16 protein-coding genes and 1 pseudogene are annotated in these 19,815 nt (G+C 70.6%); 2 read left to right on the top strand and 15 right to left on the bottom strand.

The window, feature by feature from the left end:
- The first annotated feature begins 82 nt into the window (after positions 1-82).
- Together fahA and ACIPXB_RS21445 are read left to right on the top strand one after the other, a co-directional pair.
- Entirely contained in the window at positions 83-1,306 is a 1,224-nt protein-coding gene (gene fahA, locus ACIPXB_RS21450) for a fumarylacetoacetase (RefSeq protein ID WP_401452233.1), read from the top strand.
- Between the two features lie 157 nt (positions 1,307-1,463).
- Positions 1,464-2,072, top strand: coding sequence for a hypothetical protein (locus tag ACIPXB_RS21445; protein WP_401452231.1), 609 nt, complete (start codon positions 1,464-1,466; stop codon positions 2,070-2,072).
- A 10-nt stretch (positions 2,073-2,082) separates the two neighbouring features.
- Here the strand turns inward: ACIPXB_RS21445 and ACIPXB_RS21440 are convergent, their stop codons facing one another.
- From ACIPXB_RS21440 to ACIPXB_RS21370, 15 genes and pseudogenes are all read right to left on the bottom strand, one after another.
- Positions 2,083-3,273: a HEAT repeat domain-containing protein gene (locus ACIPXB_RS21440; RefSeq protein WP_401452229.1), complete on the bottom strand. Its 1,191-nt coding sequence runs from the start codon at positions 3,271-3,273 to the stop codon at positions 2,083-2,085.
- 147 nt (positions 3,274-3,420) lie between these two features.
- Positions 3,421-4,030 (bottom strand): annotated as a pseudogene (locus tag ACIPXB_RS21435) (Uma2 family endonuclease).
- A 200-nt stretch (positions 4,031-4,230) separates the two neighbouring features.
- Entirely contained in the window at positions 4,231-5,859 is a 1,629-nt protein-coding gene (gene nuoN, locus ACIPXB_RS21430; protein WP_401452501.1) for an NADH-quinone oxidoreductase subunit NuoN, read from the bottom strand.
- 29 nt (positions 5,860-5,888) lie between these two features.
- A complete protein-coding gene (locus tag ACIPXB_RS21425; RefSeq protein WP_401452227.1) occupies positions 5,889-7,460 on the bottom strand; it encodes an NADH-quinone oxidoreductase subunit M in 1,572 nt (523 codons plus the stop codon).
- A gap of 1 nt (position 7,461) precedes the next feature.
- Positions 7,462-9,357: an NADH-quinone oxidoreductase subunit L gene (nuoL, locus tag ACIPXB_RS21420; RefSeq protein ID WP_401452225.1), complete on the bottom strand. Its 1,896-nt coding sequence runs from the start codon at positions 9,355-9,357 to the stop codon at positions 7,462-7,464.
- 12 nt (positions 9,358-9,369) lie between these two features.
- Complete coding sequence (nuoK, locus tag ACIPXB_RS21415) at positions 9,370-9,669, bottom strand: NADH-quinone oxidoreductase subunit NuoK (protein WP_401452223.1); 300 nt, start codon at positions 9,667-9,669, stop codon at positions 9,370-9,372.
- Positions 9,666-10,481: an NADH-quinone oxidoreductase subunit J gene (locus ACIPXB_RS21410; protein WP_401452221.1), complete on the bottom strand. Its 816-nt coding sequence runs from the start codon at positions 10,479-10,481 to the stop codon at positions 9,666-9,668. Before ACIPXB_RS21410 ends, nuoK begins: the two co-directional genes overlap by 4 nt.
- Entirely contained in the window at positions 10,478-11,083 is a 606-nt protein-coding gene (gene nuoI / locus ACIPXB_RS21405; protein ID WP_401452219.1) for an NADH-quinone oxidoreductase subunit NuoI, read from the bottom strand. Before nuoI ends, ACIPXB_RS21410 begins: the two co-directional genes overlap by 4 nt.
- The gene (nuoH, locus tag ACIPXB_RS21400; protein ID WP_401452217.1) at positions 11,076-12,467 is read right to left on the bottom strand and encodes an NADH-quinone oxidoreductase subunit NuoH; all 1,392 of its coding nucleotides are present in this window, start codon (positions 12,465-12,467) and stop codon (positions 11,076-11,078) included. Before nuoH ends, nuoI begins: the two co-directional genes overlap by 8 nt.
- A 94-nt stretch (positions 12,468-12,561) precedes the next feature.
- The gene (locus ACIPXB_RS21395; RefSeq protein ID WP_401452215.1) at positions 12,562-15,030 is read right to left on the bottom strand and encodes an NADH-quinone oxidoreductase subunit G; all 2,469 of its coding nucleotides are present in this window, start codon (positions 15,028-15,030) and stop codon (positions 12,562-12,564) included.
- Positions 15,027-16,409 (bottom strand): NADH-quinone oxidoreductase subunit NuoF, encoded by a 1,383-nt coding sequence (gene nuoF / locus ACIPXB_RS21390; protein ID WP_401452213.1) that lies wholly within the window; start codon positions 16,407-16,409, stop codon positions 15,027-15,029. The genes ACIPXB_RS21395 and nuoF overlap by 4 nt, the downstream gene beginning before the upstream one ends.
- Positions 16,409-17,167, bottom strand: a complete 759-nt coding sequence (gene nuoE, locus ACIPXB_RS21385) for an NADH-quinone oxidoreductase subunit NuoE (RefSeq protein ID WP_401452211.1) — start codon at positions 17,165-17,167, stop codon at positions 16,409-16,411. The genes nuoF and nuoE overlap by 1 nt, the downstream gene beginning before the upstream one ends.
- Positions 17,164-18,498 (bottom strand): NADH-quinone oxidoreductase subunit D, encoded by a 1,335-nt coding sequence (locus ACIPXB_RS21380; RefSeq protein WP_401452209.1) that lies wholly within the window; start codon positions 18,496-18,498, stop codon positions 17,164-17,166. The genes nuoE and ACIPXB_RS21380 overlap by 4 nt, the downstream gene beginning before the upstream one ends.
- A complete protein-coding gene (locus ACIPXB_RS21375) occupies positions 18,498-19,259 on the bottom strand; it encodes an NADH-quinone oxidoreductase subunit C (protein WP_401452207.1) in 762 nt (253 codons plus the stop codon). Before ACIPXB_RS21375 ends, ACIPXB_RS21380 begins: the two co-directional genes overlap by 1 nt.
- On the bottom strand, positions 19,256-19,810 hold the full coding sequence (locus ACIPXB_RS21370) for a NuoB/complex I 20 kDa subunit family protein (RefSeq protein ID WP_401452205.1): 555 nt from the start codon (positions 19,808-19,810) through the stop codon (positions 19,256-19,258). The genes ACIPXB_RS21375 and ACIPXB_RS21370 overlap by 4 nt, the downstream gene beginning before the upstream one ends.
- Positions 19,811-19,815 lie beyond the last annotated feature (5 nt).

Here is a 19,815-nt window from a genome sequence, read left to right as displayed (position 1 = left end):
TAACGTGTCGTCCCACACTGTGGCACCGTTGACCAAGCCGCCGGGCCATCCCCGGACCACGTCGGAAGCGAGGCAGTACCCCATGCCCCAGCAGAGCCCCCTCGATGTCCCCGAGGGCGACCCGTTCGGGCCGCACAACCTCCCCTACGGCGTCTTCAGCACCGCGGACGAGCCGCGGCGCCGCATCGGCGTGCGCATCGGCGGGCACGTGCTCGACGCCGGGGCCGTCGCCGTCGCGCTCGGCTCCCCCTACGCCGGCGTGCTGCTGCACCCCAGCCTCAACCCGCTGCTGGCCGCCGGCCGCACCACCTGGCACGACGTACGCCGCGCGCTGACCGCGTGGGTCACCGACCCCGGTCACCGCGAGACGGTCGAGGCGCACCTGCTGCCGCTGGGCGAGGTCACCCTGCACCTGCCGTACGAGGTCGCCGACTACGTCGACTTCTACGCCAGCGAGCACCACGCCACCAACGTGGGCCGGATGTTCCGGCCCGACGGCGACCCGCTGACCCCCAACTGGAAGCACCTGCCCATCGGTTACCACGGCCGCTCGGGCACGATCGTGGTCTCCGGGACCGATGTCGTACGGCCCTCCGGCCAGCGCAAGGCCCCCGCCGACGCCGCCCCCGTCTTCGGGCCGTCCGTCAAGCTCGACATCGAGGCCGAGGTCGGCTTCGTCGTCGGCGCCCCCTCCGAGCAGGGCCGGCCCGTCTCCCTGGGCGAGTACCGCGACCACGTCTTCGGGTTGTTCCTGCTCAACGACTGGTCGGCGCGCGACATCCAGGCCTGGGAGTACGTGCCGCTCGGCCCGTTCCTCGGCAAGTCCTTCGCCACCTCCGTCTCGGCCTGGGTGACGCCGCTGGAGGCCCTCGACGCGGCCCGCGTCGCGACGCCGGCCCGCGACGTCCCGCTGCTGCCCTACCTCGACGACTCCGACGCCGAGGAGCCCGGCGGCTACGACCTGCACATCACGGTGTCGATCAACGGGCAGGAGGTGGCCCGGCCGCCGTTCTCCACCATGTACTGGAGCGCCGCCCAGCAGCTGGCCCACATGACCGTCAACGGTGCCTCGCTGCGCACCGGCGACGTCTTCGGCTCCGGCACGGTCAGCGGCCCGGAGGTCGGCCAGCGCGGCTCGCTGCTGGAGCTGACCTGGAACGGCCGCGACGCCATCGAACTCGCCGACGGCAAGCGCACCTTCCTGGAGGACGGCGACGAGGTCACCCTCACCGCCTGGGCCCCCGGCCCCGACGGCGTCCGCGTGGGCCTCGGCGAGGTCACCGGCCGCATCGTGGGCGCCCCGTAGGACACCCGGCGGGACGGCGGGGCGGCGGACGACACCGCCGCCCCGCCCCCGTTCGGCGGCGTACCGCGTGCGCCCCGCCGGGCCGGCCGGGATGGTGGACGGACGAATGGACAGCGGGAACCCGTACCCCGTACCCCCATCGCGAGGAGCCGCCACCATGCCCGTACGCCGTCCGAAGACCGTCAGGACCGCCCTGGCCTGCGCGGCCGCCGTCTCGCTGGGCCTGCCCACCGTGGCCCCGGCCGCCGCGGTCGAGGGGCCCGCGCCCGACCCGCGCAACGCCAAGGCCATGCGGGACATGGCGACGGCGATCCGGGCCACGGCCAAGTACGCGGACGAGCGGCGGGCGATCAAGGACGGGTACGTTCCGCACGGCGAGGCCTGCATGAACAACCCGTTCGGGACGGGTGCCATGGGCTACCACTACGTCAAGCAGGCCAACTGGGGCTCCACGGACCCCAGCAGGCCCACCGCGCTCCTCTACAGCTACGAGAAGGACAGCCGGGGCCGCCGCACGCTCCAGACCGTGGAGTGGATGGCCACCGACCGGGACCAGGACCTGAAGACCGCCGACGACCGCCCGAGCATGTTCGGCCTCCCCTTCGACGGGCCCATGCCGGGCCACTGGAAGGGCATGCCCAAGCACTACGACCTGCACATGTGGGCGTACAAGGAGAACCCGGCGGGCCGCTTCCACAACTGGAACACGGCGCTGACCTGCCCCCTGAAGACCCCCACCCCACCGACCCCGGGGCACGCCCACTAGGACGTTGGAGTCAGTCGTCCTCGCGGCGCCACTTGTACCGCCACGCCACCTCGAGGCAGGCCATTTCCTCGTCGTGGTAGCCGGGCCGCGGGGGACCCAGACGGTTCGCACCTTCCACGCAGCGCTCGTCTTCGTGGAGTGCGAGGCCGTACACGGCGACGAGCTGGACCCGGCGTTCCGGGTGGTCGAGGAGGGCCGCCATCGCGTCAGTCAACGCGGGATCGCCGGTGCGGGTCTGGCCGGCACTGTGGCAGGCCTCGATCCGTACGTCCGTATCAGGGTCGCTCATCAGCGTCAGGAGCGCGTCACGAGCTTCGTCGGACAGGTACGTCGAGTCCGAGCGTGTGCCGAGACCGGCGGCCACCGCTCGCCGGACGCCGGCGTCGTGGTGATCGACGTGCGCCAGCAGAGCCGCTTCGGCGCGCGGTCCGGCGTACGAGCGGAGGCCCCACAACAGCATGGCGAGGACGGTGCTGTCCGTCTCCTCGGCCGACCATTCGGTGAGGGCGTCCTTGGCGAGGACGCACCACTCCTCCTCGTGGCTGTCGGCGAAGAGCTCGAGCAGCCGCAGCAGCTCGGCACCGAACAACCGGCGGGACGGATCCGCGTCGGCGCGCAAGGCCTCGGCAGCTGACCAGGTCTCCTGCTCACGTCGGTGAGACAGCAGAATGGCGGCCTCGTTCCACGCAGGGTGGTGCTGGTCGCCCTCCAGGGCGCGTGCGATGAGTTCCTCGCACGAGGCACGGACTCCGAGCAGTTCCTCCAGGCGTGTGAGGATCGCCCCGTGCCCGTCCCGCACGGTCACTCCGCCGAGAGCGAGCTCCCCGATCGTGTCGTCCTCACGGTCCGGGACCCGGGTACGCACGACATCGTCTGCGGAGCCGGTGCGACGCCGCAGCTCGGCCTCGGTCCCCGCCTCGTACCAACTGCGGGCGAGATCACGCATCTCCATCAGTTCGGACGCCGGATACCTGTCCCGGATGCTGCCGTCCAGAAGGGCATCGACCAGGGCGGGCGAACCCGAATCGACCGCCTCGCGCAAGGACAGCAGTTCGGCCGGCGCGCACTGACTGGCATCGGCGCCGCGCATGAGAAGCAGTACAGCGATGCCCCCGTGGAACGCCTGGACGGCCGCAGCGAACGCGGCGGACCGGTCGTCGTAGTTCCCGTCGTGCCCGTCATCCTCCAGGAGCTGCCTCACGAGGAACATGTCCCCGGCCCGAGCAGCAGCGATCAGAGGACTCTCCACCGCACCGCTCACACGCCCACCCGCACTCATGAATTCGCTCCCCCACCGTGTTTCCGCAGCTCAGTCTAGGTACCTGTCCACCCGCCGCGGTGGGGGGTACTAGGGGGCGCCGCGCCGGGGCGTGATCAGGGAGAGGTCGAGGTCCATGGGGAAGGGGACCGAGACCTTGAGGCGGTCGTGGAAGATGCCGGTGGCCACGTACGCGCCGGTCGCCGGGTCGAGCTCGTAGACGTAGACGACCGCCCGGCCCTCCTTGTTCTCCACCCTCCAGAAGTGCGGGATCCGGGCGCGGGCGTACTTCAAGGGCTTGGTCTCGCGGTCGCGGCCCACCGTCGGGGGAGACCACCTCGACGGCGAGGCGGACGGACGAGGCGGGGAAGCGGGTCAGTTCCGGACCGCCGACGGCCTCCTCGTCGACCACGACGACATCGGGTTCGGGCCGGTTGTGCCGGTCGATGTCGATGGTGAACTCCCGGACGACCTCCAGTCCGGCCGGCACCAGTGACTGGATCTGCCAGTTGAAGAAGTCGACCGCGCGCATGTGGAAAAGAGTCTGCGGACTCGCGAAGACCAGGCTCCCGTCGATCAGCTCCGTGTGCGGAGGCAGGTCCGGAAGCCGGTCGAGGTCGTCGGCGGTCCAGCCGCCCGCGGGCGGGACCGGCCAGCGGAGCGAGGGCTCCGGCTCGGGGATCTCGGGATCGACGCTCATGTGTGGTGCTCCATGCGACGGAGTCTCGCGAGTGCGTCCAGCATGTCGCCGGGAGATCCCAGGAGAGTTCGCTCTCACGGGTGAGGAATATGCCCCGAGCAAGTGAATTCCGAGCACGTGATGCACGTGGTCCACGTGGTCCACGCGAAAGGGCCCGGCTCCCCCGAGGGAGCCGGGCCCTTGGCCGTACCGGGACCGGGTCAGCGGACGAAGACGCTCGCCTGGCCCGCCAGGTCCAGGAAGTACTGCGGGAACACGCCCAGGGCCACCGTCACCGCCACGCCCACCGCGATCGTCGTCATCGTCAGCGGCGAGGGGACCGCCACCGTCGGGCCGTCGGCCTTCGGCTCGCTGAAGAACATCAGCACGATCACGCGGATGTAGAAGAACGCCGCGATCGCCGACGAGATGACACCGACCACGACCAGCACGCCCGCCCCGCCCTCGGCCGCCGCCGAGAACACCGCGAACTTGCCGGAGAAGCCCGACGTCAGCGGGATGCCGGCGAAGGCCAGCAGGAACACCGCGAACACCGCCGCCGTCAGCGGCGAGCGCCGGCCCAGGCCCGCCCACTTGGACAGGTGCGTGGCCTCGCCGCCCGCGTCGCGCACCAGCGTGACCACCGCGAACGCGCCGATCGTCACGAACGAGTACGCCGCCAGGTAGAACAGCACCGAGGAGACGCCCTTCTCCGACGTCGCGATCACACCGGCCAGGATGAAGCCCGCGTGCGCGATCGAGGAGTACGCCAGCAGCCGCTTCACATCGGTCTGGGTGACCGCGATGACCGCGCCCGCCAGCATCGTGACGATCGCGACGCCCCACATCACCGGCCGCCAGTCCCAGCGCAGGCCCGGCAGGACCACGTACAGCAGCCGCAGCAGCGCGCCGAACGCGGCCACCTTCGTCGCCGCCGCCATGAAACCGGTGACGGGCGTGGGAGCGCCCTGGTAGACGTCCGGGGTCCACATGTGGAAGGGGACCGCGCCCACCTTGAACAGCAGGCCCGTCAGGATCAGCGCACCGCCGATCAGCAGCAGCGCGTCGTTGCCCATGGTCGCGGCCAGTGCCGGGTCGATCTGCGTGACGGTGCCGTCCACCACGTCCGCGATCGCGGCGTACGAGACGGAGCCCGCGTAGCCGTAGACGAGCGCGATGCCGAAGAGCAGGAACGCCGACGAGAACGCGCCGAGCAGGAAGTACTTCACCGCGGCCTCCTGCGACATCAGCCGCTGGCGGCGGGCGACGGCGCAGAGCAGGTACAGCGGCAGCGAGAAGACCTCCAGGGCCACGAACAGCGTCAGCAGGTCGTTGGCCGCCGGGAAGATCAGCATGCCGGCGACCGCGAACAGCGCCAGCGGGAAGACCTCGGTGGTGGTGAAGCCCGCCCGGACGGCGGCCTTCTCGCTGTCGCTGCCCGGTACGGACGCCGCCTGCGCGGCGAACGAGTCGACCCGGTTGCCGTGCGCCTTCGGGTCCAGGCGCCGTTCGGCGAAGGTGAAGACCGCGACGACCGAGGCCAGCAGGATCGTGCCCTGGAGGAACAGCGCCGGCCCGTCCACCGCGATCGCGCCCATCGCCGCGACGTGCGCCTTGCCGGAGCCGTAGCCCGCCCCGGCCAGGGCCACCACCGCCGCGAAGGCCGAGGCCAGCGCGGCGAAGGCCAGGAAGACCTGGACGTAGTAGCGGGACCTGCGCGGGACGAACGCCTCGACGAGGATGCCGACGATCGCCGCGCCCACCACGATCAGCGTGGGCGCGAGCTGGGCGTACTCGATGTGCGGGGCAGGGATCTTGTCGATCGGGTCGGCGGCGGCCAGGCTCCACAGCCCCGCCGCGCCCTGGACTGCTGTCGTGCTCACTTGGCCGCCTCCACCTCAGGAGCAGGGTCCTTCTGCTTCACGTCCGACAGGGTGTACTGCACCGCCGGGTTCACGATGTCCGTCAGCGGCTTGGGGTACACGCCCAGCCCGATCAGCAGCACGATCAGCGGTGTGACCACGAGCATCTCCCGCAGGCGCAGGTCCTTCATGGGGCGGACCTCCTCCGTCACGGGGCCGGTCATCGTGCGCTGGTAGAGCACCAGCGTGTACAGCGCGGCCAGCACGATGCCGAAGGTGGCGACGATGCCGACGACCGGGTACCGGGCGAACGTGCCGACCAGGACCAGGAATTCGCTGACGAAGGGGGCCAGGCCCGGCAGCGAGAGGGTGGCCAGGCCACCGATCAGGAAGGTGCCGGCCAGCACCGGGGCCACCTTCTGTACGCCGCCGTAGTCGGCGATGAGCCGCGAGCCGCGCCGCGAGATCAGGAAGCCGGCGACCAGCATCAGGGCCGCCGTCGACAGACCGTGGTTGACCATGTAGAGCGTCGCGCCGGACTGCCCCTGGGAGGTCATGGCGAAGATGCCGAGGATGATGAACCCGAAGTGCGAGATCGAGGCGTACGCGACCAGCCGCTTGATGTCGCGCTGCCCGACCGCGACCAGCGCGCCGTAGACGATGCTGATCAGGGCCAGGACCAGGACGACCGGCGTGGCCCACTTGCTGGCGTCGGGGAACAGTCCGAGGCAGAAGCGGAGCATCGCGAAGGTGCCGACCTTGTCGACCACCGCGGTGATCAGGACGGCGACCGGGGCGGTGGCCTCCCCCATCGCGTTGGGCAGCCAGGTGTGCAGCGGCCACAGCGGGGCCTTGACGGCGAAGGCGAAGAAGAAGCCGAGGAAGAGCAGCCGCTCGGTGTCGGTGGCCATGTCGAGCTTGCCGGCGGCGCGCGCGTCCATGATCTCGACGAGCGAGAAGTTACCGGCGACCACGTACAGGCCGATGACCGCGGCCAGCATGATCAGGCCGCCGACCAGGTTGTAGAGGAGGAACTTCACGGCCGCGTACGAACGCTGCGCGGCCGCGTTCTCGTCGGACCCCGCGTGGGCGCGGTCCCCGAAGCCACCGATGAGGAAGTACATCGGGATGAGCATGGCTTCGAAGAAGATGTAGAAGAGGAAGACGTCGGTCGCGGCGAACGACATGACGACCATCGCCTCGACCATGAGGATCAGGGCGAAGAAGCCCTGAGTCGGCCGCCACCGCTTGGACGAGGTTTCCAGAGGGTCGGCGTCGTGCCAGCCGGCCCCGATCACGAACGGGATCAGCAGCGCGGTCAGCGCGATCAGCGCCACCCCGATGCCGTCGACGCCCAGTTCGTAGCGGACCCCGAAGGCCGGGATCCACGCGTGCGATTCGGTGAGCTGGTAGCGGGCGCCGCCCGGTTCGAAGCGGACCGCGACGAGCACGGCCAGGGCCAGCGTCGCCAGCGAGAAGAGCAGCGCGAGCCACTTGGCGGCGGTCCGGCGGGCGGCCGGGACGGCCGCCGTGAGGATCGCGCCGACCGCGGGCAGCGCGGCCGTGGCCGTCAGAAGCGGGAAGTTCATGTCACACCGCCCTCATCAGCAGGGTCGCGGCGATGAGGATCGCCGTGCCCCCGAACATCGAGACCGCGTACGAGCGGGCGTAGCCGTTCTGCAGCTTGCGCAGCCGGCCCGAGAGTCCGCCGACGCCGGCGGCCGTCCCGTTGACCGCGCCGTCGACGAGGCTGTGGTCGACGTAGACCAGGGAGCGGGTCAGGTGCTCGCCGCCGCGCACCAGCACGACGTGGTTGAAGTCGTCCTGGAGCAGGTCGCGCCGGGCGGCGCGGGTCAGCAGCGAGCCGCGCGGGGCGAGGACGGGGACCGGCTTGCGGCCGTACATCACCCAGGCGATGGCGACGCCGATCACCAGGGTCACCATGGTGGCGCCGGTGACCACGGCCGCGCTGACCGGCGGGTGGCCGTGCTCGTAGCCGGTGACGGGCTCCAGCCAGTTCAGGAACCGGTCGCCGATCGCGAAGAACCCGCCGGCGAAGACCGACCCGAAGGCCAGCACGATCATCGGGAGGGTCATGGACTTCGGGGACTCGTGCGGGTGCGGCTCGTGACCCTCTTCGTCCGGCTGCCAGCGCTTCTCGCCGAAGAAGGTCATCAGCATCACGCGGGTCATGTAGAACGCGGTGATCGCCGCGCCCAGCAGGGCCACGCCGCCCAGGATCCAGCCCTCGGTGCCGCCCTTCGCGAAGGCCGCCTCGATGATCTTGTCCTTGGAGAAGAAGCCCGACAGGCCCGGGAAGCCGATGATCGCCAGGTAGCCGAGGCCGAACGTGACGAAGGTGATCGGCATGTACGTCCGCAGGCCGCCGTACCTGCGCATGTCCACCTCGTCGTTCATCCCGTGCATCACGGAACCCGCGCCGAGGAAGAGGCCGGCCTTGAAGAAGCCGTGCGTGACCAGGTGCATGATCGCGAAGACGTAGCCGATCGGACCCAGGCCGGCGGCCAGGATCATGTAGCCGATCTGCGACATCGTCGAACCGGCGAGCGCCTTCTTGATGTCGTCCTTCGCGCAACCGACGATCGCACCGAAGAGCAGCGTCACCGCGCCCACGATGGTCACCACCAGCTGCGCGTCCGGAGCGGCGTTGAAGATCGCGCCGGAGCGCACGATCAGGTACACGCCCGCGGTCACCATGGTGGCCGCGTGGATCAGGGCCGAGACCGGGGTCGGGCCCTCCATCGCGTCACCGAGCCAGGACTGCAGCGGCACCTGGGCGGACTTTCCGCAGGCCGCCAGCAGCAGCATCAGGCCGATCGCGGTCAGCGTGCCCTCGCTCGTCTCACCGACCGAGGAGAGCACGGGGCCGAAGGCGAAGGTCCCGAACGTCGTGAACATCACCATGATCGCGATCGACAGGCCCATGTCGCCGACCCGGTTGACCAGGAAGGCCTTCTTCGCGGCGGTCGCCGCGCTGGGCTTGTGCTGCCAGAAGCCGATGAGCAGGTACGAGGCCAGGCCCACGCCCTCCCAGCCGACGTACAGCAGCAGGTAGTTGTCGGCGAGGACCAGCAGCAGCATCGCCGCGAGGAAGAGGTTCAGATAACCGAAGAAGCGGCGCCGGCGCTCGTCGTGCTCCATGTACCCGATCGAGTACACGTGGATCAGCGAGCCCACGCCCGAGATCAGCAGCACGAAGGTCATCGACAGCTGGTCGAGCTGGAAGGCCACGTCCGCCTGGAAGCCCTCGACGGGGATCCAGGTGTACAGGTTCTGCGTCAGGGTCCGGTCGTCGGCGCTGCGGCCCAGCATGTCCGCGAAGAGCACCGCGCCGATCCCGAAGGAGACGGCTGCCAGCAGGGTGCCGATCCAGTGGCCGGTGCGGTCCAGGCGGCGGCCGCCGCACAGCAGCACCACCGCTCCCAGCAGGGGCGCCGCCACCAGCAGCGCAATCAAGTTCTCCACTGTGTACGCCCCTTACAGCTTCATCAGGCTGGCGTCGTCGACCGAGGCCGAGTGGCGGGTACGGAACAGCGACACGATGATCGCCAGGCCCACCACGACCTCCGCGGCGGCGACGACCATCGTGAAGAAGGCGATGATCTGCCCGTCGAGGTTGCCGTGCATCCGGGAGAAGGTGACGAACGCGAGGTTGCAGGCATTGAGCATCAGCTCGATGCACATGAACAGCACGATCGCGTTCCGCCGGATCAGCACGCCGGCCGCGCCGATGGTGAACAGCAGGGCCGACAGGTACAGGTAGTTGACCGGATTCACTGCGGGGCCTCCTCACGCGCGTCCCGGCCCAGGCGCTCGGCCGAGGCCTGCTCCAGGGCCTTCAGGTCGTCCAGCGCCTTGCCGGAGACGTCGCGGATCTGGCCGCGGTCGCGCAGGGTCTTGTTGACGGTCAGCTCGGACGGGGTGCCGTCGGGGAGCAGACCGGGCACGTCCACCGCGTTGTGCCGGGCGTACACGCCGGGCGCGGGCAGCGGCGGGAGCTGGACGCCCTCGCGCACGCGCCGCTCGGCCAGCTCGCGCTGGGTGGCGGCCCGCTCGGTGCGCTCGCGGTGGGTGAGCACCATCGCGCCGACGGCCGCCGTGATCAGCAGCGCGCCGGTGATCTCGAAGGCGAAGACGTACTTGGTGAAGATCAGCGCGGCCAGGCCCTCCACGTGCCCGGCGGAGTTGATCCGGCCGAGTCCGTTGAACTGGGTGAGCCCGGCCTGGGCGAGACCGGCGATCAGCAGGATGCCGAAGCCGAGCGCGCACAGCAGGGCGAGCCAGCGCTGCCCCTTGAGGGTCTCCTTGAGGGAGTCGGCGGCCGTGACACCGACGAGCATGACCACGAAGAGGAAGAGCATCATGATCGCGCCGGTGTAGACGATGACCTGGACGACGCCCAGGAAGTAGGCACCGTTGGCGAGGTAGAACACCGCCAGGATGATCATCGTGCCGGCCAGGCACAGGGCGCTGTGGACGGCCTTCTTCATCAGGATCGTGCACAGCGCCCCGATGACGGCGATCGTGCCGAGCACCCAGAACTGCACGGCCTCGCCGGTGGAGGCGGCAGCGGCGAGCACGCCGTTCACGCGCCCACCTCCCCGTTGCCGGTGCCCGCCGCGTCCGCCGGCTCGCCCTTGGAGACGGCCGCCTGCCGGACCGTCCCCGGCGCCGCGCCCGTGACCAGACCCCGGTAGTAGTCCTGGTCGTCCGTCCCCGGGTACATCGCGTGCGGGGCCTCGACCATGCCCTCCGTCAGCCCGGCGAGCAGCTGCTCCTTGGTGTAGATGAGCGACTCGCGGCTGGCGTCGGCCAGTTCGAACTGGTTCGTCATGGTCAGCGCCCGGGTGGGGCACGCCTCGACGCACAGCCCGCACAGGATGCAGCGGGCGTAGTTGATCTGGTAGACGCGGCCGTAGCGCTCGCCCGGGGAGTAGCGCTCCTCCTCGGTGTTGTCCGCGCCCTCCACGTAGATCGCGTCGGCGGGACAGGCCCAGGCGCACAGCTCGCACCCGATGCACTTCTCCAGACCGTCCGGATGCCGGTTGAGCTGGTGCCGTCCGTGGAAGCGCGGAGCGGTGGTCTTGTGCTCCTCCGGGTACTGCTCGGTGAGCCGCTTCTTGAACATGGCCTTGAAGGTCACGCCGAAGCCGGCCACCGGGTTCTGCCACTTCTCGTCAGCGTCAGACATGTCCAGCACCCTCCTCTCGGTCGCTGTCGGAATTCGTCCCGCCGGCGACCAGCTCCCGCTCGGAGCGGGACCGTCGGCGCGGTACGGGAGCCAGGTGCTGGCCGGGCTTGGGCGGGACCGGGAAGCCGCCCGCCATCGGGTCGAACGGTTCGGCCTCGGCGGCCTTGCCGGCCCGGTCCGCGGCCGCCTTCTCCTTGCGGTCGCGGAAGAGGTCCACGACCAGGGAGAGCAGGAGGACGGCGACCACACCGCCGCCGACGTACAGGACGATCTCGCTGAAGTCGTAACTCTCGTTGCGCAGCGCCCGGACGGTCGCCACCAGCATCAGCCAGACCACCGAGACCGGGATCAGCACCTTCCAGCCGAGCTTCATCAGCTGGTCGTAGCGGACGCGCGGCAGCGTGCCGCGCAGCCAGATGAAGAAGAACAGCAGCAGCTGGACCTTGATGACGAACCAGAGCAGCGGCCACCAGCCGTGGTTGGCGCCCTCCCAGAAGGCACTGATCGGGTACGGGGCCCGCCAGCCGCCGAGGAAGAGGGTGACCGAGACCGCCGAGACGGTGACCATGTTGACGTACTCGGCCAGCATGAACATCGCGAACTTGATGGAGGAGTACTCGGTGTTGAAGCCGCCGACGAGGTCGCCCTCGGACTCCGGCATGTCGAACGGGGCGCGGTTGGTCTCACCGACCATCGTGACGACGTAGATGATGAAGGAGACCGGCAGCAGCACGATGAACCAGCGGTCGGCCTGCGCCTCGACGATCGCGGAGGTGGACATCGAGCCGGAGTAGAGGAACACCGACGCGAAGGCCGCGCCCATCGCGATCTCGTAGCTGATCATCTGTGCGCAGGAGCGGAGCCCGCCGAGCAGCGGGTACGTCGATCCGGACGACCAGCCGGCGAGCACGATGCCGTACACGCCGACCGAGGCCACCGCGAGGATGTAGAGCATCGCGATCGGCAGGTCGGTCAGCTGCATCGTGGTGCGCTGCCCGAAGATCGACACCTCGTCGCCGGGCGGCCCGAAGGGGATCACGGCGATCGCCATGAAGGCCGGGATCGCGGCGACGATGGGGGCCAGGACGTAGACCACCTTGTCGGCCCGCTTGACGACGATGTCCTCCTTCAGCATCAGCTTGACGCCGTCGGCGAGGGACTGCAGGAAGCCCCAGGGGCCGTGCCGGTTGGGCCCGATGCGCAGCTGCATCCAGGCGACCACCTTGCGCTCCCACACGATGGAGAAGAGCACCGTGACCATCAGGAACGCGAAGCAGAAGACGGCCTTGACGACCACGAGCCACCAGGGGTCACGGCCGAACAGCGACAGGTCCTCGGCCGCGAGGACGTGCGGCTGCGCCGCGAACTGGGCGAGGTGGATCACGCTCGCACCTCCCGTGCGGGGGCCGGGGCGGTGCCCGGCCGAAGGACGTGGGTACGGGGCCGCGGGCCTGCGGCCGCCGTGGGCGCGGTGGCGGTCACGACGCCACCTCCGCGTCCGCGCCGGCCGGGACCTCGGGGCCGGCGGGGCCGATCCGGACCAGCGTTCCGACGTGGGCGCCGGTGTCGGCACGCACGCCGTGGCCCCGGGAGTTCAGGGGGAGCCAGACCACGCGGTCGGGCATCTCGGTGATCTGGAGCGGGAGGACGACCGTGCCCGAGGGGCCGGTGACGGCGAGCGAGTCGCCGTTCTTGACACCGGTCTCGGCGGCCGTGGCGGCCGACAGGCGGGCGGTGGCCGCGTGCCGGGTGCCGGCCAGCGCGTCGTCGCCCTCCTGGAGCCGGCCGAGGTCCAGCAGCAGCCGGTGGCCGGCCAGCACCGCCTCGCCGGCGGCCGGGCGCGGCAGCGGCCGGGTCTGCGCGGCGGCCTCGGTGGCGCGGTCGCCGGTCCACGGGCCGAGCCGGTCGAGCTCGCGGCGCACGGCGTGCACGTCGGGCAGTGCGAGCGGGTGGCCGGCGGCGTCGGCCAGCATGTGCAGCACCCGCAGGTCGGCCGGGGCCAGCCGGCGGGTCATCATGTCGGGCTTGAGGGCGGCCTCGAAGGGGCGCAGCCGGCCTTCCCAGTTGAGATACGCGCCCGGCTTCTCGGCGACGGCCGCGACCGGCAGGACCACGTCCGCGTGGGCCGTGACCTCGCTCGGGCGCAGTTCCAGGCTGACCACGAAGGCCTCCTGGAGCGCCTGCCGGGCCCGCTCCGGGTCGGGCAGGTCCGTGACCTCGACGCCGCCGACCAGCAGGGCGCCGAGTTCGCCGGTGACCGCGGCCTCGACGATCTGGCCGGTGTCGCGGCCGTAGCGGTGCGGCAGCCCCGGCAGGCCCCACACCGCGGCCACCTCGTCGCGGGCCCGCGGATCGGTCGCAGGCCGGGCACCGGGCAGCAGGGAGGGCAGCGCGCCCGCCTCGACCGCCGCCCGTTCGCCGGCCCGGCGCGGGATCCACACCAGAGCGGCGCCGGTCGCCGCGGCCGCCGAGACGGCGGCGGTCAGCCCGCCGGGCACGCCCGCCAGCCGCTCGCCGACGACGATGACCGCACCGGGGGCGCGCAGCGCCTCCGCCGCCTCGGCCCCGCCCGCCTCCAGGCCGGTGCGCGAGGCCAGCGCGGCCAGCCACTCCGGCTCGGTGCCGGGAGCGGCGGCCAGCAGCCGGCCGCCCGCCTTCTCCAGGCCCCGGGTCGCGAACGGCGCCAGCGCGTACGTCTGCTGCCTGTGCTTGCGGTGGGCCTTGCGCAGCCGCAGGAAGACCCCGGGGGCCTCCTCCTCCGCCTCGATGCCGACGAGCAGGACGGCCGGGGCCGCCTCCAGCTCCGTGTACGTGACGCCCCCGCCGCCGAGGTCCACGCCGCGGCCGGCGACGGTCGCGGCCAGGAAGTCGGCCTCCTCGGCGCTGTGCACGCGCGCCCGGAAGTCGATGTCGTTGGTGTCGAGCACGACGCGCGCGAACTTGGCGTACGCGTAGGCGTCCTCGACGGTGAGCCGGCCGCCGGTGAGCACGCCCGCCCGGCCGCGCGCACCGGTCAGGCCCGCCGCGGCCGCGGCCAGGGCGTCCGGCCAGCTCGCCTCCTTCAGCACCCCGTCCGCGTCCCGCACCAGCGGGGTCGTCAGCCGGTCCGGGCGCTGCGCGTAGCGGAACGCGAAGCGGCCCTTGTCGCAGATCCACTCCTCGTTGACCTCGGGGTCCTCCGCGGCCAGGCGGCGCAGCACCTTGCCCCGGCGGTGGTCGGTGCGGGTGGCGCAGCCGCCGGCGCACTGCTCGCACACGCTCGGGGAGGAGACGAGGTCGAAGGGGCGGGAGCGGAACCGGTAGGCGGCCGAGGTGAGCGCGCCGACCGGGCAGATCTGGATGGTGTTGCCGGAGAAGTACGACTCGAACGGGTCGCCCTCGCCGGTGCCGACCTGCTGGAGCGCGCCGCGTTCCAGGAGCTCGATCATCGGGTCGCCGGCGACCTGGTTGGAGAAGCGGGTGCAGCGCGCGCACAGCACGCACCGCTCGCGGTCCAGGAGCACCTGGCTGGAGATCGGCACGGGCTTCTCGTACGTGCGCTTGCGGCCCTCGAAGCGGGAGTCGCTGTTGCCGTGCGACATCGCCTGGTTCTGCAGCGGGCACTCGCCGCCCTTGTCGCAGACCGGGCAGTCCAGCGGGTGGTTGATGAGCAGCAGCTCCATCACGCCGCGCTGGGCCTTGTCGGCGACCGGGGAGGTCGCCTGCGTCTTGACCACCATGCCGTCGGTGCAGGTGATGGTGCACGACGCCATCGGCTTGCGCTGGCCCTCGACCTCGACGATGCACTGCCGACAGGCGCCGACCGGGTCGAGGAGCGGGTGGTCGCAGAAACGGGGGATCTCCACGCCGATCTGCTCGGCGGCCCGGATGACCAGCGTGCCCTTGGGCACGGACAGCTCGACGCCGTCGATCGTCAGGGAGACCTGGTCCTCTGCCGGGGCGGTCATGCGGTCACCTCCGTGGCCGTGTCGGCCCAGAGGGTCGACTTCCTGGGGTCGAAGGGGCAGCCCTTGCCCGTGATGTGCTGCTCGTACTCGTCGCGGAAGTACTTCAGCGAGGAGAAGATCGGGCTGGCCGCGCCGTCGCCGAGCGCGCAGAAGGACTTGCCGTTGATGTTGTCGGCGATGTCGTTCAGCTTGTCGAGGTCGGACATGACGCCCTTCCCGGCCTCGATGTCGCGCAGCAACTGGACCAGCCAGTACGTGCCCTCGCGGCACGGCGTGCACTTGCCGCAGGACTCGTGGGCGTAGAACTCCGTCCAGCGGGTCACGGCACGCACCACGCAGGTCGTCTCGTCGAAGCACTGGAGCGCCTTGGTGCCCAGCATCGAGCCGGCCGCGCCGACGCCCTCGTAGTCCAGGGGCACGTCGAGGTGCTCGTCGGTGAACATCGGCGTGGAGGAGCCGCCCGGGGTCCAGAACTTCAGCCGGTGCCCGGGCCGCATCCCGCCGCTCATGTCGAGCAGCTGGCGCAGGGTGATGCCGAGCGGGGCCTCGTACTGGCCGGGGCCGGCGACGTGGCCCGAGAGCGAGTAGAGCGTGAAGCCCGGGGACTTCTCCGTCCCCATCGCCTTGAACCACTCCTTGCCCTTGTTGAGGATCGCGGGAACCGAGGCGATCGACTCGACGTTGTTGACGACAGTGGGGCAGGCGTAGAGGCCTTCCACCGCGGGGAAGGGGGGACGCAGCCGGGGCTGTCCGCGCCGGCCTTCGAGCGAGTCGAGGAGAGCGGTCTCCTCACCACAGATGTACGCGCCCGCGCCCGCGTGCACCGTCAGTTCGAGATCGAGACCGCTGCCCAGGATGTCGCGGCCGAGGTAGCCGGCTTCGTACGCCTCGCGCACCGCCTCGTGCAGGCGTCGCAGCACCGGCACGACCTCGCCGCGCAGGTAGATGAAGGCGTGCTGCGAGCGGATCGCGTAGCAGGCGATGACGATGCCCTCGATGAGGGAGTGCGGATTGGCGAAGAGGAGGGGGATGTCCTTGCAGGTTCCCGGCTCGGATTCGTCGGCGTTGACGACGAGGTAGTGCGGCTTGCCGTCGCCCTGCGGAATGAACTGCCACTTCATTCCGGTGGGGAAGCCCGCGCCGCCGCGTCCGCGCAGACCCGAGTCCTTCACGTACGCGATCAGGTCGTCCGGCGACATCGCGAGCGCCTTGCGCAGGCCCTCGTAGCCCTCGTGGCGCCGGTAGGTCTCCAGCGTCCACGAACGGGGGTCGTCCCAGAAGGCCGAGAGCACGGGGGCGAGGAGCTTCTCCGGGCTCGTGCCTCCCCCAGCCTCCGGCTGGGAGGTGCCCCCGTGACTTTCCTTTGACGACACGGACATCACTCCCCTCCTTCTGCCGCGGTCTCACCACGCGGGTGGACGATCTTGTGCTGCTCCGGGGATTCGCCGCGGGCGATGCGCAGACCGATCAGGGAGGCGCGGCCGGCGCCGCCGGAGGCCTCGACCGCGCCCTCGCGCTGGTCGGGGAACCCGGCCAGGATCCGGGCGGTCTCCTTGTACGTGCACAGCGGCGCGCCGCGGGTCGGCGCGACCTCGCGGCCGGCGATCAGGTCGTCGACCAGGGCCTTGGCGGACTCGGGGGTCTGGTTGTCGAAGAACTCCCAGTTGACCATCACCACGGGGGCGAAGTCGCAGGCCGCGTTGCACTCGATGTGCTCCAGCGTGACCTTGCCGTCGGCGGTGGTCTCGTTGTTGCCGACCCCGAGGTGCGCCTTGAGCTCGTCGAAGATGGCGTCGCCGCCCATCACCGCGCACAGGGTGTTCGTACAGACGCCCACCTGGTAGTCGCCCGACGGCTTGCGCCGGTACATCGTGTAGAAGGTCGCCACCGCCGTGACCTCGGCGGTGGTCAGGCCGAGCACCTCGGCGCAGAAGCGGATGCCGGTACGCGAGACGTAGCCCTCCTGCGACTGCGTCAGGTGCAGCAGCGGCAACAGCGCGGAGCGGCTGTCGGGGTAGCGGGCGATGATGTCCGCCGCGTCGGCTTCGAGCCGCGCGCGGACGTCCGCCGGGAAGTCGGGGGCCGGCAGCTGGGGCATGCCCAGCGCGACCCCTTGGTTCGAAGGACTGGCGGTCATCGGTCGACGCCTCCCATCACGGGGTCGATGGAGGCGACGGCGACGATGACGTCGGCGACCTGGCCGCCCTCGCACATCGCGGCCATGGCCTGCAGGTTGGTGAAGGACGGGTCGCGGAAGTGGACCCGGTAGGGGCGGGTGCCGCCGTCGGAGACGACATGGACGCCGAGCTCGCCCTTGGGGGATTCGACGGCCGTGTACGCCTGGCCGGGCGGGACCCGGAAGCCCTCGGTCACCAGCTTGAAGTGGTGGATGAGGGCCTCCATGGAGGTGCCCATGATGTTCTTGATGTGGTCGAGCGAGTTGCCGAGCCCGTCGGGGCCCATGGCCAGCTGCGCCGGCCAGGCGATCTTCTTGTCGGCGACCATGACCGGGCCCGGCTCCAGCCGGTCCAGGCACTGCTCCACGATGCGCAGCGACTGGCGCATCTCCTCCAGGCGGATCAGGAAGCGTCCGTAGGAGTCGCAGGTCTCGGTGGTCGGGACGTCGAAGTCATAGGTCTCGTAGCCGCAGTACGGGTCGGTCTTGCGCAGGTCGTGCGGCAGGCCGGCGGAGCGCAGGATCGGTCCGGTGGCGCCGAGCGCGAGGCAGCCGGTCAGGTCGAGGTAGCCGACGTCCTGCATACGGGCCTTGAAGATCGGGTTGCCGGTGGCGAGCTTGTCGTACTCCGGCAGGTTCTTCTTCATGGTCTTCACGAAGTCGCGGAGCTGGTCGACGGCGCCCGGGGGCAGGTCCTGGGCGAGTCCGCCGGGGCGGATGAACGCGTGGTTCATGCGCAGGCCGGTGATCAGCTCGTAGATGTCGAGAATGAGTTCACGATCACGGAACCCGTAGATCATGATCGTGGTGGCGCCCAGTTCCATGCCGCCGGTGGCGATGCACACCAGGTGCGAGGAGAGCCGGTTGAGCTCCATCAGCAGCACGCGGATGACGGTGGCGCGGTCGGGGATCTGGTCGGTGATGCCGAGCAGTTTCTCGACGCCCAGGCAGTACGCGGCCTCGTTGAAGAACGGGGTCAGGTAGTCCATGCGCGTCACGAAGGTGGTGCCCTGCGTCCAGTTGCGGAATTCGAGGTTCTTCTCGATTCCGGTGTGCAGGTAGCCGATGCCGCAGCGGGCCTCGGTGACCGTCTCGCCGTCGATCTCCAGGATCAGGCGGAGCACTCCGTGGGTGGACGGGTGCTGGGGACCCATGTTGACGACGATCCGCTCGTCGTCGGCCTTGGCGGCGGACCGGACGATCTCGTCCCAGTCGCCGCCGGTGACGGTGTAGACGGTGCCCTCGGTGGTCTCGCGGGAGGACGCGTGGTGCGATGCGTTGCCGGTGTTCATCAGCTGTACGACCTCCGCTGGTCGGGAGCCGGGATCTGGGCGCCCTTGTACTCGACGGGAATGCCGCCGAGCGGGTAGTCCTTGCGCTGCGGGAAGCCCTGCCAGTCGTCCGGCATCATGATCCGGGTGAGGGCCGGGTGCCCGTCGAAGATCAGGCCGAAGAAGTCGTACGCCTCGCGCTCGTGCCAGTCGTTGGTCGGGTAGACGGCGACGAGCGACGGGATGTGCGGGTCGGCGTCGGGGGCCGTGACCTCCAGCCGGATCAGCCGGCCGTGGGTGAGCGAGCGCAGGTGGTAGACCGCGTGCAGTTCCCGCCCCTTGTCCCCGGGGAAGTGCACGCCGGAGACGCCGGTGCACAGCTCGAAGCGCAGCGCCGGGTCGTCACGCAGGGTGCGTGCCACTTGTACGAGGTGTTCGCGGGCGATGTGGAAGGTGATCTCGCCGCGGTCGACGACCGTCTTGTCGATGGCGTTCTCGGGGACGAGGCCCTGTTCCTCCAGGGCGCCCTCCAGCTCGTCGGCGACCTCGTCGAAGTAGGAGCCGTACGGGCGCGGGGAGGCGCCGGGCAGGGTGACCGCGCGGACCAGGCCGCCGTAGCCGCTGGTGTCGCCGCCGCCCCGGGCGGCGCCGAACATGCCGGTGCGGACGGCGATGACCTCGGGCCCGTCCTGGGCGCGCGGAGCCGGAACACCGTTCCCGTTCCCGTTCCCGTTGCCGTCGCCGCTGCCGTTCCCGTTCTGCGGCTCGTGGGTCTCGCTCATCGGAGCAGCCCCTTCATTTCGATGGTGGGGAGTGCCTTCAGGGCTGCCTCCTCCGCCTCGCGGGCCGCTTCCTCCTGGTTCACACCGAGCTTGGAGCTCTGGATCTTCTGGTGGAGCTTGAGGATGGCGTCCAGCAGCATCTCGGGGCGCGGCGGGCAGCCGGGGAGGTAGATGTCGACCGGGACGATGTGGTCGACGCCCTGGACGATCGCGTAGTTGTTGAACATGCCGCCCGAGGAGGCGCACACGCCCATCGAGATGACCCACTTGGGAGCGGGCATCTGGTCGTAGACCTGACGCAGCACCGGCGCCATCTTCTGGCTGACCCGCCCCGCCACGATCATCAGATCGGCCTGGCGCGGCGAGCCGCGGAAGACCTCCATGCCGAAGCGGGCCAGGTCGTAGCGGCCCGCACCCGTCGTCATCATCTCGATGGCGCAGCAGGCCAGGCCGAAGGTGGCGGGGAAGACGGATGCCTTGCGCACCCAGCCCGCGGCCTGTTCGACGGTGGTCAGCAGAAAGCCGCTCGGCAGCTTCTCTTCCAGTCCCATGGAAA

The sequence above is a fragment of the Streptomyces sp. NPDC090022 genome (assembly GCF_044748145.1).
GTDB lineage: Bacteria > Actinomycetota > Actinomycetes > Streptomycetales > Streptomycetaceae > Streptomyces.
Note: the sequence above shows the minus strand (reverse complement) of the source record. Positions and strands in the feature narration are given on the sequence as shown.